We start from the raw sequence: 10978 nt of genomic DNA on the forward strand, positions 1-10978 counted from the left end.
GGGTCATGAACGCAAGCGACCTGAAGACCATCACGTCCATCGACTCCATCACCCTCGAGGCAGACGACCCCGAGGCTGCGCAGCGGTTCTACTCCGAGGCGTTCGGGCTCGACTCACGGGTGCGAACGGTGGCGACGGATGCCCCGAGCTCCGGATTCCGGGGCTACACCGTGTCGCTCGTCACCTCGCAACCGGCCAACGTGCGGGCGCTGTTCGACGCGGCCGTCGCCGCCGGTGCCTCCGTCGTGAAGCCTGTCGAGAAGTCCCTCTGGGGTGCCGGAGGCGTCGTGCAGGCGCCCGACGGCGCCATCTGGCAGCTGGCGACCTCGTCGAAGAAGGACACCGCCGAGGCATCCCGCGACTTCGACGACATCGTGGTGCTGCTGGCGGCCGAAGACGTCGGCGCGAGCAAGAAGTTCTACGGCCAGCGTGGCCTCGCCGTCGCGAAGGGCTTCGGCAGCTACGTCGACTTCGCGACCCCCTCGAGCCCCATCGGCCTCGGCCTGTACAAGCGGCGCGCGCTCGCCAAGGCTGCGGGTGTCCCGCCCGAGGGCAGCGGCTCCCACCGGATCCGGATCAACTCGGATGGCGGGACGTTCACCGATCCTGATGGGTTCGAGTGGTCTCGATACGCGTCGCCCTCGGGGGCGCTCCTCGACCAGCGGAGTGCAGTTACACGGGCGGGGTGCCGCCGGCCGCCGGGCCCGCGATCGTGTCGGCGTGCCGGTGCACGACGCGCCACGCGCCGTCGTCGCGCCGGTACACCTGCGTGGCGCGCAACGTGAACGTGCGCGGCTCGCCGTCGATCGACGCCGAGACGCGTTCGTAGCCCACGGTGTACGCGAGGTCGCCGACGACGTCGAACGAGATGAGCTCGAACGCATAGTCGGTGCACTCCGAGAAGCTTGTGACGAGCACCTCGAACGCCTCCACGAGCTCGGCTCGGCCCACCGCGTTCCGCCAGGCGCCGAGCACGCTCACGGGCTCGGCCTGCGCCCAGATCTCGCGGCGCGGGCCGTCGTCGCCGTCGAACATCGCACGCTCGGCCTCGACGAGATCGCTCTCGACCCAGGCCAGGAACTCCTCACGGTCACTCATGCGTTCAGGATGCCGCGGGACGGCGTCGGCCACAATCGCAACCTTGCCGCGGTCGATGCCCGGGGGGCGCTGCTACCATCCGCTGGTGCGCACTCTCCGCCGGACGATCGCCGTCGTCGCCGTCCTCGTCCTCGTGCTCATCGCGGCGTTCACCGGCGTGTACCTGCAGCAGCAGCCGATCCTGCTCACCGGAACCGGATACGCCGCCCACAATGCGTGCGCCGTCACCGAGGTCGCCGGGCGCGACGACCCCGCGTCCGATCTGCCGTCGAACCCGCTCGTGCCCTACCTCCGGGTCGATGGTGCGGGCGATCCGACGACCGCGAGCCTGCTCGGGGCGCTCGCGCGCCAGCGGGCGTGGTTCACCGAGGGGTTCGGGTGCACGCTCGCCCGTGAGCGTCCCGACCTCGGCGCGGCATCCGTCATCGAAGCCGGAGCCAACCCGCTCACCGACGCACCCCCGCCATCACCGAACCCCGCCCTCCAGGCGGCGATGGCGGGCGCCTTCGGCGACAACCTGCCCGAAGGACGTGCCGAGAACCTCGGCACGCGCGCGGTCGTGATCCTCGAAGACGGCGAGCTCGTCGCCGAACGATACGCCGATGGCTTCGACGCCGAGACACCCCAGCTCGGCTGGTCGATGTCGAAGAGCGTCGCCAACCTGCTGACCGGCGTGCTCGTCGAGCAGGGTGTCGTGTCGCTCGACGATGATCACCTGCGTCCCGAGTGGACCGATGATCGCGCCGACATCACCGTCGAGCAGCTGCTGCGCATGACGAGCGGCCTGGAATGGGACGAGACGTACGACCTCGGCACGCCGATCACGCGGATGCTCTACCTCGAGGAGGACATGGGTTCCTACGTCGCGAGCCTCCCGCTCGAGCATGAGCCCGGCACGGCGCAGGAGTACTCGAGCGGCAACACGAACCTGCTCTGCTCCGTGCTCGCCGAGCGCACCGGTCTCGGCGCCGACCTGCCCCGGCAGCTGCTGCTCGAGCCGCTCGGGCTCACGTCGGCCACGTTCGAACCGGATGCCGCGGGCACGCCGGTCTGCTCGTCGTACCTGTGGGCGACTCCGCGTGACTGGGCCGCGATCGGGCAGTTCGCCCTGCAGGACGGCGAGTGGCGCGGCGAGCAGCTGCTGCCCGCCGACTGGATGGACCGTTCCGTCGAGATCCTGCCCGACATCGAGCCGACCGACGTGCCCGGCTACGGCATGGGCTGGCGCGGCAACCTGCTCCCCGACGGCAACCTGCGCTGGCCCGAGCTCCCCGAGGACACCTTCGACGCCAGCGGACACGACGGGCAGAAGATGCTCGTGGTGCCGTCCGAAGGTCTCGTCGTCGTGCGCATGGGGTTCACGCCGGCCGAGAATGCCGACGCGTCGATCGTGCAGCTCGTGGAGGACGCCATCGCCGCGCTCGGCTGAGCGTGCGCCGGTTCACCCGCCGTGACGACCCTTTGACGGCTCACGGCCGTTTGCGCGCGTCCTCCACCCGGCAAAAGGTCGTCACGCTGGGCCGAGATCGCCAGATTGCCGTAGTCTCACGTGATGGCGGCCCCAGCGAGCGAGAAGTACGACCTCAAGCGCGCCCACCGCGCGCTGTACGCGCCATCGGCCCGCGACTTCACCATCGTCGAGGTGCCGCCGATGCGGTACCTCGCGATCGACGGGCACGGCGACCCGAACACGTCGCGCGACTATGCGGCCGCGCTGGAGGCGCTCTTCGGCGTGGCGCACACCCTGAAGTTCCGGAGCAAGAAGGAACTCGGTCGCGACTTCGTGGTCGCGCCGCTCGAGGCGCTCTGGCGGGCCGACGATCCCGTCGTGTTCGCGACGGGGGAGAAGAGCGCCTGGAGCTGGACCGCCCTCATCGCGCAGCCCGAGTGGATCGACGAGCCGCTCGTCGCCGACGCGGTGGCCGCCGTGCGCGCCAAGGGCGAGAACCCCGCGCTCGAGCTGCTGCGCCTCCACGAGCTGCACGAGGGGACCTCCGCGCAGATCCTGCACGTCGGCTCATACGACGACGAGGCTCCCACCCTGGCCCGCCTTCACCACGAATGGATGCCGCAGCACGGCCTCACGTTCAACGGCGCCCATCACGAGATCTACCTGAACGACGCGCGCCGCACCGCGCCCGAGAAGCTCCGCACCGTGCTGCGACAGCCGGTGCGACCCGCCTGATCGCGCCGCTCAGCGATCGCTGCCCGACGCGGGGTCCTCGTCGGTGATGACGCCCGTCGGCGGGCTCTCGCGAACGGTGTGCGTCGAGCCGAGCGACGCGGCCAGTTCGCGACCCGCGTCGATCGCCTCCTCGCGGCTCGCGTAGCTCTGCGACAGTCCGGGCGCGCCTTCGACTCGGTTCTCCCACTGTCCGCGGTTCGATCGGGTCTCCACGTCGTTGTCGGCCATGTGCGCTGCCTTCCGTTCGCTGCGTCTCGGGTCCGCTCGCGACGATACGCCGCCGTGCCGAGTCGCCGCACCCGGTTGACCTGCAGGGCCTCAGCGGCGGCTCGCGGCATCCGACAGCCGAGCATCGTGGCGAGCGCGCTCGAGCGTCGTCGCGATGCCCTCGGCGTACGGCGTCGGCGAAAGGCCGAACGTGCGCTCGAACGCCGAGGAATCGAACACGTACGGAGCCATGTACTGGTAGGCCAGCTCGAGGCTCTCGCGGGCGGCCGGCACGAAGATCGCACCGATCCGCATCATCGCCATCGACATGGTGCGGGTGCGGCCCGCGCCGCCGCCGGTCGCGAGCTCGAGGTACTCCTCACCCGTGAGCGCCGGGGCCGCCGTCGGCAGGTGCCAGGTGCGTCCCTTCGCGCGGTCGTCGGTGCCGAGCACGGCGAGCGCCGCGCCGATGTCGGGCGTGTAGGTCATGGAGTGCGGTTGCCCGGCATCGAACAGCCAGGTCGGCGGCTTGCCGCGCGCGACCGGATCGATCGCGAACATGTTGAACGCGCTCGTCGACGCGCCGGGTCCGTAGAAGTCGGCGCTGCGGGCGATCGTCACCGTGAGGCCGCGATCCCGTTCGGCGTCGGCGAGCAGCTGGAGCAGCCCGGCGCGGATTCGACCCTTGCGGCTGCTCGGCCGGATGGGCGTCGACTCGGTCATCGGCCGGCCGTGCAGGTCGCCGTAGGCGTAGACGTTGTCGAAGTACACGAGGTGCGTGCCCGAGGCGGTGCACGCGTCGATGACATTGCGGATGACGCGTGGCCAGTCACGCTGCCAGACGCGCGTCGAGTAGGGCAGTCCGACCGTCAGGTAGGCGACGTCGGCGCCCTCGACGGCGTGCATCGCCGGGCCGGCCTCACGGAGGTCGGCGGTGCGGTGCTCGGCACCGGGTCGCTCCGGATCCGCGGCGGCGCGCGAGACGGTGCGAACGGTCTGCCCTGCGTTTCGGAGCGCCGTCACGGTCTCGCGGCCGACGACTCCGGTGCTTCCCAGTACGGCATGGAGGGTCATTTCGGGTCCCTTCGCTGTGGCTGTCGGGCGCCGGAAGGTCGGGCGTCGGCGCGCGGTTCGGCGACCGGGAACAGTTCCTCGGTCGCGGACTCCTGGGCGAGACGCCTGAGCCCGGCGATGAGGGCGTCGCCGAGCACGGTGCCCACGATCATGAGCTCGGCGATGAGGTCTGCGCTCTCGCGATCGCGCAGGGCCCCGAGGTCGGCGTGGGCGATGGTGTCGGCCGCCGCGGCATAGGCCGCGAGATAGGCGTCGGATGGCTCGTAGCCGATTGCCGCCAGGTCGTCGAGCACGCGCGCGCTGATCTCGAACCCGGGGTTCTCGGGTGACGTGTGCCACGAGTTGCGGGCCGCAACTCGGGCGATCCGCTCGCGAGCTGCCTCGGATGCCGCGGCCCGCGACGAGCCATCGCGGCCGACGCCGAGCGCGTGCTGTGCGGCCTCGAAGGTGTGCGCGAGCGAGCTGTTCTCGTCGTCGAGCGTCGCGAGCACCCGCTTCGCCGCGGCGATCGAGAGACCGCCGGTGTCGAGCAGGGCGCGCACGAGTCGAACGCGCTGCACGTGCGAGTCGTCGTACGACGTCTGGTTGCCGCTCAGTCGCTCGCCCTCGCGCAACAGGCCCTCCCTGAGGAAGTACTTCAGGGTCGAGACGGGAGCGCCGCTGCGTCGGCTCAGCTCGGAGATCCGCACGCACTGATAGTAACACTATCGATAGTACGAGTACCAGTGCGGCGCCTGAGCTGCGCCCGCACCCGGGCTCGTCAGGCGGCCTGCGAACTCGGCCCGACGCGCACGCGACTGATCGCGTCGGGCGCGGCGGTGAATCGGCCGGCGACGCCGTCGGCGTTGAGGTAGTGCACACGGATGCCGCGGCCGACCCGCGCGACCTTGGTGATCTCGTACTCACGACCGGAGGCGCTGACGAGCGTGTCGCCCACCTGCAGGTGGCGCGTCTGCCGCAGCTCGATGACCTCCATAGTGAGAGTGTCTCAGCACCCACCGACATTCCACCGCGCGAGCGAGGCTGTGGGTACGCTGACCCGATGGACGACATGGCCGCCCCCGGCAGCGAGGGGCGGGGCGCGCCCGTCGTCCTCGTGGTCGACGTGGCGAACGTCATGGGTTCGCGACCCGACGGTTGGTGGCGCGACCGTGCCGGGGCGGCGACCAGCCTGCTCGCGGCGATGCCCCGACTCGTGTCGCGAACCGTGGCCGCTCCCGATGACGAGGGAAGCGTGCGCATCGAGCGGATCGTCGCCGTGGTCGAGGGAGCGGCGAAGCACGTCGACGCTCCCGACGGTGTCGACGTCGTCCGAGCCCCGAAGGACGGCGACAGCTCTGTCGTGTCCGTCGCCGAGCGAATCGCCGAAGCGGGTTCGACCGGCGTGCTCGTGGTCACCGCGGACCGCGGCCTTCGGGCGCGACTTCCGCACGGTGTCGTGGTGGCCGGGCCAGGTTGGTTGAACCGGCTTCTCGGCCGGTAGGCCACTGAACCCAGCATCGCTGAACCAGCACCCGAAAACGGATGCGGCAGCCGGGGTGAATCCTTAGGCTGATGCACGGCCGGCCATCGCCGGTCGGAGGCCGCGCCGGGGGAGGGCGGCACGTGAACTGGTTCTACGACACGAGCGTGTGGATCACGCTGCCGCTGCTCGTCGGTGGATTCGTCCTGGCAACCTGCCTGGTCGTGTACGCCATGCGACCCGTCGTTCGGCGGCTGGTGAGCGACCCCGAGGAGTGGGACCGGGCGCTCGCCCACGTGATCGGCGCGTTCGGCGTGTTCTTCGGCATCCTGCTCGCGCTGGTGGCGGTCTCGGTGTACGAGAACTTCGCCGACACGCGCACCTCGACCCTGCAGGAGGCCGCGGACGTCACGGCACTCTACCGCGGCACCAGCGGAATGCCCGAGCCCGTCGGCACGCCACTGCGCGGCGCGATCCGCGAGTATCTCGAGACCGTCATCGACCAGGACTTCCCCTCCCAGGAGCAAGGGATCCTGCCCGAGCACAGTGCCGTGCTCGTCGACGACATGCAGCGGATGCTGCACGAGTACGAACCCACGGCCGCGCCCGAGCAGGCCGAGTACATCCAGCTCCTCGCGACGTTCGACGACTTCATCGAGAGCCGACGCGCACGGATCGACGCGACCACCCTCGAGCTCCCACCATTGTTCTGGGTCGTCATCTGGGTCGGCGCCGCGATCAACACGGTGCTCATCTCGTTCATCTACGTGAGCAGTCTTCGACTGCACCTCTTGATCGCCGGCCTGCTCTCGTTGTTCATCGGCCTCGTGATGTTCGTCACCGCCGACATGGACCATCCGTACCAGGGCGCGATCTCCGTGGGACCCGGCGCGTTCGAACGCGTCATCGAGCAGACCATCGATCGGATCGGCACCACCCAGTAGGGGGTGCGCGTGATCGCGGGCTGAGCGCAGGCTCAGGCCAAAGATGCTCCGGATGCCGCGGCCGCGAGCCGCACGTCCTCCTCGACGAGGTCGGCGTTGATCATCGCTCCGACCGCGTTGCCCGACCCCGACGCCATGGGCACCGAGGTGCGCGGCGACACGACGTTGCCCGCCGCGAAGAGTCCGGCCACGCTCGTGCGGCCGTTCTCGTCGACGGCGACCCAGTCGACGCCGGCGAGCTCGGTCGTCGTCGCGCCGAGCGAGCGGAGCACGCCATCGTTCGGCACCGGGCGCGGATGCAGGAAGATCGCGTCGATCGGCACCTCCGCCCCATCGACGAGACGGATGCCGCTGAGCCGCCCGTCCTCGTCGGCGAGCACTCGATCGACGCGCCGCGGCTCCACGTCGACGCCGCGCGCGACCAGGCCCGCTCGCGCCTCGTCCGAGAGGTCGGACCCGTTGACGAAGTAGGTGATGTCGGTCGACAACTGGCGAAGGAGCTGCGCCTGGTGCACGCTCATCTCGCCCGATGCGAGCACGGCGATGCGCTGGTCGCGCACCTCCCAGCCGTCGCAGTAGGGGCAGACGGCCGCGCCGGTTCCCCACTGCTCGGCGAGTCCGGGAACGTCCGGTAGCTCGTCGCGGACTCCGGTGGCGACGAGCAGCCGCCGCCCGATGTGGTGCGTGCCGTCGACCACGATCTGGAATCCGTCGTCGCCGAAGGACGCGCTCGTGACATCCGCCACCTCCACGACGACCCCGTACCGGGCCACCTCGTCGCGGCCGGCGGCGAGCAGGTCGAGCGGCGACCACCCGTCGCGCCCGAGCACGCCGTGCATGTGCGCCGCGAAGCGATTGCGCGGGGCTCCCGAGTCGAGCACGAGCACGCGGCGCCGGGAGCGGCCGAGCTGCAGGGCCGCGCTGAGCCCGGCGCTGCCGCCGCCGATGATGATGACGTCCCAGGAGGTGTTGTGCATGCCACAACCCTGCGAGTAGTCTGCCGCGACGGCAACCCGGTTTGCCGAAACCGCAAGAAGGAGGCGGCGTGGCCGACGAACTCGACATGGTGCTCGACGGCGTCGCCCCGCGACTGCGGGCCCTGCGCGCCCGGCGCGGACTCACGCTCGCCGAGCTCTCGGAGCCGACCGGCATCTCGGTGAGCACCCTGTCGCGACTGGAATCGGGCGGGCGCCGCCCGACGCTCGACCTGCTGATCCGCCTCGCCGGCGTCTACCGGGCGAGCCTCGACGACCTCGTCGGTGCACCGCAGATCGCCGACCCGCGCGTGCACCCGAAGCCGTTCTTCCGCGAGGGTCGCGCCATCATCCCGCTGACCCGCAGCAATCCCGACGTGCGCGCGTACAAGATCGTGCTGCCCGGGCACGCGCCCGAGAAGCCGGTCGAGCAGGGTGCCCACGAGGGCTATGACTGGATCTACGTGCTCAGCGGCCGCGTGCGCCTCGCCCTCGGCGATGACGAGATCGTGCTCGGGCCGGGCGAGGCCGCCGAGTTCGACACACGTATTCCGCACGGCAGCGCGTCGGCGTCACTCGAGCCGGCCGAGGTCATCAACCTGCTCAGCACCCAGGGCGAGCGGGTGCACCTGCGCGAAGCCGGGTCGGCCTGAGCGGCGGATGCCGCAGGAAACGGTGCGATCTGCCGGTCGAGGAGGCGCGCAGCGTCGTCTCGAACCCCCGCGCGAAGACCGGGTTTCGAGACGCGGCTTCGCCGCTCCTCAACCCGCAGCCCTCAGGGCGTGATCGAGTCGACGAACGCGTGCGCCTCGCGGGTGATCGCACCCCACTCGTCGGCGCCCAGCTCATACGGAACGGCGGCCCACTCACGCATCGGACGGCCGTGCATGACCATGTTGTCGAGCCCGCGCTCGTCGATGCGCTCGGCCGGGAGCTTCACCACGAGCCGTCCGTCGTTCGCGACGAACGCGAACAGCTTGCCGCGTACGGAGTATCCCTCTGAGCCGAACATGCGGCCGACGCCGACGTCGGGCCTCGCAGTCAGGTCGCTCGCGACGCCGGCCAGTCGCTCGCGACCGCGGGTGCGGTCATCCATGAATCCGAAGGTACGACGGCCCACCGACATCGGAGCGACGGCACGGCCGGGTTTCGAGACGCGGCTGCGCCGCTCCTCAACCCGCAGACACGAGACGCGGCTGCGCCGCTCCTCAACCCGCAGACACGAGACGCGGCTGCGCCGCTCCTCAACCCGCAGACACGAGACGCGGCTGCGCCGCTCCTCAACCCGCAGCGAGACGCGGCGGCGCCGCTCCTCAACCCGAAGACAGGACGGCCCACCAGATGAGCAGCATCGTGACGAGGAATCCGACCCCGTAGTTCAGCACGATGAACCATCGCCAGCCGCCGTTCGCGCGCCCCGACTCGGCGTCGGACACCGAGCGATACGGCCACGCCGCGGCGAGGTAGGGGACCACGAGCACCGCGGCGAGCGGGCCGGGCCATGCCGTGAGCAGCATGAGCAGGCCGGCGGCGATCCACAGGCCGAGCGCGATCCGCACCGTCGCCCGCGCACCGAACGCCGTCGCGATCGACGCGATGCCGGCCTCGCGGTCGGGCACGACGTCTTGCACCGCACCGAACGCGTGACTCGCCATGCCCCAGCAGAAGAACGCCGCGAGCAGCGCGATGAGCTGCGGCGTCGGCTCGGCACCCGCCACCGCCAGGCCGTAGACGGCCGGGCTCACGAAATGCGTGCTCGAGGTGATCGAGTCGAGCACCGGGCGTTCCTTGAAGCGCAGCCCCGGCACCGAGTAGGCGAACACCGCGAACAGGCTGATGGCCAGGACGAGCCACGACCACGGATGCCGCGTGCCGCCGAGCCAGAGCATCGCGATCACGAGCGGCATGGCCGTCGCGACACCGGCCCACACCACGACCCGATGGAGCCGGGGTTCGAGCAGGGCGCCCTCGGCGCCTCCCTTGCGGGGATTGCGCAGGTCGGACGCGTAGTCGAACACGTCGTTCACGCCGTACATGAGCAGGTTGTACGGGATGAGGAAGAAGAGCGTGCCCACCACGAACAGGGCGTCGATGCTGCCGGTCGTGAGCAGGTAGGCGGCGGCGAAGGGGAACGCCGTGTTGATCCAGCTCACCGGACGCGACGACAGCACGATCTGCGCAACCGGGTTCCGCACGGTGCGACTCACGGTCTCAGTCTCCACGATGCGCCCGCCGCTCATGGCCCGCTCGCTGCGCACCGCCTGCTCGCCGCGCACCGCCTGCTCGCCGCGCCCCGCTCGCTCGTGTGCGGGGGGCACGGAGCACGAGGCTCCAGACCGCCGGAACGAGCAGGACGGCCGCGATCGGATACGCGAAGTCCTCGATCGGAGCCAGGCCCACCGTGGGTCCGAGTCGCGTTCCGTCGGCATAGCCGAAGAGGCCCGCCCAGATCATGAACGAGTCGAAGACGGCCGTGAGCACGAGCAGCACCACGCCGGCGACGGCCGTGGCCAGCCAGCGCCGACGGCGCTCGCGAGCCGTCATCCCCCGGGTGGCGAGCAGCGCGATCACGATGGCGACAGCCAGGAACGGCACGCAGATGAGGGCGTAGGTCACGGATGCCCCCGATGCGATCGGCTCGCGGCATCCGTCGCCTCATTCGACGGCACGTCGTTCGACCGCCCGGCCCCGTCGCGCGAGGCGAGAACGCGCTCGGCCCCGAGCACCGCGACCAGGGTCAGGTAGCAGAGGAACACGAGGAACACGGGCTCCTCGACGGGGAGCTCGGGAGCGAGCACGATGCCGGTCGCGAACTCGGAGTCGCCGCGGAAGAAGACGCCGAACGCGATGCCCACCGCGTCCCAGACGAGGAGCAGCACCGTGCCCGCGCCGACGGCCGCGGCGGCCGCGCCGGGCGCGCGCCAGAACGCGAGCCGCCATCGCGCGTCGATGAGGGCCATCGACGCGATCGCGAGGAGCAACGCGCCGAGGTACGTGAACCCCGTCATCCGTGGTGCTCCTCGAACTCGAGGGC

The 10978-nt window shown here is 70.7% G+C and carries 16 protein-coding genes; 6 read left to right on the plus strand and 10 right to left on the minus strand.

Translation table 11 applies throughout. The features are described from left to right. Positions 1 to 5: 5 nt before the first annotated feature. Positions 6 to 785: a VOC family protein gene (locus HUS56_RS09395; protein WP_254431377.1), complete on the plus strand. Its 780-nt coding sequence runs from the start codon at positions 6 to 8 to the stop codon at positions 783 to 785. Here HUS56_RS09395 and HUS56_RS09400 read toward each other — a convergent pair. Continuing rightward, positions 673 to 1098, minus strand: a complete 426-nt coding sequence (locus tag HUS56_RS09400) for a nuclear transport factor 2 family protein (protein WP_173923141.1) — start codon at positions 1096 to 1098, stop codon at positions 673 to 675. The genes HUS56_RS09395 and HUS56_RS09400 overlap by 113 nt on opposite strands. A gap of 85 nt (positions 1099 to 1183) precedes the next feature. Here HUS56_RS09400 and HUS56_RS09405 point away from each other — a divergent pair, with 85 nt between their 5' ends. Both HUS56_RS09405 and HUS56_RS09410 read left to right on the plus strand, forming a co-directional pair. Further along, entirely contained in the window at positions 1184 to 2527 is a 1344-nt protein-coding gene (locus HUS56_RS09405) for a serine hydrolase (RefSeq protein WP_254431378.1), read from the plus strand. A gap of 123 nt (positions 2528 to 2650) precedes the next feature. Continuing rightward, positions 2651 to 3283 (plus strand): GyrI-like domain-containing protein, encoded by a 633-nt coding sequence (locus HUS56_RS09410; RefSeq protein ID WP_173923142.1) that lies wholly within the window; start codon positions 2651 to 2653, stop codon positions 3281 to 3283. Positions 3284 to 3292: 9 nt separating this feature from the next. On the opposite strand, the gene HUS56_RS09415 is transcribed toward HUS56_RS09410, so the two are convergent. The 4 genes from HUS56_RS09415 to HUS56_RS09430 form a co-directional block, all read right to left on the minus strand. Beyond that, positions 3293 to 3511: a DUF2188 domain-containing protein gene (locus tag HUS56_RS09415; RefSeq protein ID WP_173923143.1), complete on the minus strand. Its 219-nt coding sequence runs from the start codon at positions 3509 to 3511 to the stop codon at positions 3293 to 3295. 90 nt (positions 3512 to 3601) lie between these two features. Continuing rightward, positions 3602 to 4564, minus strand: a complete 963-nt coding sequence (locus HUS56_RS09420) for an NAD-dependent epimerase/dehydratase family protein (protein WP_173923144.1) — start codon at positions 4562 to 4564, stop codon at positions 3602 to 3604. Beyond that, the gene (locus HUS56_RS09425; RefSeq protein WP_173923145.1) at positions 4561 to 5253 is read right to left on the minus strand and encodes a MerR family transcriptional regulator; all 693 of its coding nucleotides are present in this window, start codon (positions 5251 to 5253) and stop codon (positions 4561 to 4563) included. Before HUS56_RS09425 ends, HUS56_RS09420 begins: the two co-directional genes overlap by 4 nt. 71 nt (positions 5254 to 5324) lie before the next feature. Further along, complete coding sequence (locus HUS56_RS09430; RefSeq protein WP_173923146.1) at positions 5325 to 5540, minus strand: hypothetical protein; 216 nt, start codon at positions 5538 to 5540, stop codon at positions 5325 to 5327. A gap of 66 nt (positions 5541 to 5606) precedes the next feature. On the opposite strand from HUS56_RS09430, the gene HUS56_RS09435 reads away from it, so the two are divergent. Both HUS56_RS09435 and HUS56_RS09440 read left to right on the plus strand, forming a co-directional pair. Beyond that, positions 5607 to 6047, plus strand: coding sequence for a hypothetical protein (locus HUS56_RS09435; protein WP_254431379.1), 441 nt, complete (start codon positions 5607 to 5609; stop codon positions 6045 to 6047). Positions 6048 to 6169: 122 nt separating this feature from the next. Next, positions 6170 to 6970 (plus strand): DUF4239 domain-containing protein, encoded by an 801-nt coding sequence (locus tag HUS56_RS09440; protein WP_173923147.1) that lies wholly within the window; start codon positions 6170 to 6172, stop codon positions 6968 to 6970. Positions 6971 to 7002: 32 nt separating this feature from the next. Here the strand turns inward: HUS56_RS09440 and HUS56_RS09445 are convergent, their stop codons facing one another. Next, positions 7003 to 7947, minus strand: coding sequence for an NAD(P)/FAD-dependent oxidoreductase (locus HUS56_RS09445; RefSeq protein WP_173923148.1), 945 nt, complete (start codon positions 7945 to 7947; stop codon positions 7003 to 7005). Between the two features lie 68 nt (positions 7948 to 8015). On the opposite strand from HUS56_RS09445, the gene HUS56_RS09450 reads away from it, so the two are divergent. Next, positions 8016 to 8597, plus strand: coding sequence for a helix-turn-helix domain-containing protein (locus HUS56_RS09450; RefSeq protein WP_217423971.1), 582 nt, complete (start codon positions 8016 to 8018; stop codon positions 8595 to 8597). Positions 8598 to 8719: 122 nt separating this feature from the next. On the opposite strand, the gene HUS56_RS09455 is transcribed toward HUS56_RS09450, so the two are convergent. From HUS56_RS09455 to HUS56_RS09470, 4 genes are all read right to left on the minus strand, one after another. After that, on the minus strand, positions 8720 to 9040 hold the full coding sequence (locus HUS56_RS09455) for a hypothetical protein (protein WP_173923149.1): 321 nt from the start codon (positions 9038 to 9040) through the stop codon (positions 8720 to 8722). Positions 9041 to 9257: 217 nt separating this feature from the next. Next, complete coding sequence (locus HUS56_RS09460; RefSeq protein WP_254431380.1) at positions 9258 to 10151, minus strand: prenyltransferase; 894 nt, start codon at positions 10149 to 10151, stop codon at positions 9258 to 9260. A gap of 4 nt (positions 10152 to 10155) precedes the next feature. Further along, the gene (locus HUS56_RS09465; protein ID WP_173923150.1) at positions 10156 to 10560 is read right to left on the minus strand and encodes a lycopene cyclase domain-containing protein; all 405 of its coding nucleotides are present in this window, start codon (positions 10558 to 10560) and stop codon (positions 10156 to 10158) included. After that, the gene (locus tag HUS56_RS09470) at positions 10557 to 10952 is read right to left on the minus strand and encodes a lycopene cyclase domain-containing protein (RefSeq protein WP_173923151.1); all 396 of its coding nucleotides are present in this window, start codon (positions 10950 to 10952) and stop codon (positions 10557 to 10559) included. Before HUS56_RS09470 ends, HUS56_RS09465 begins: the two co-directional genes overlap by 4 nt. Positions 10953 to 10978 lie beyond the last annotated feature (26 nt).

This window comes from Agromyces sp. Marseille-P2726, from assembly GCF_902809835.1.
Taxonomy (GTDB): domain Bacteria; phylum Actinomycetota; class Actinomycetes; order Actinomycetales; family Microbacteriaceae; genus Agromyces.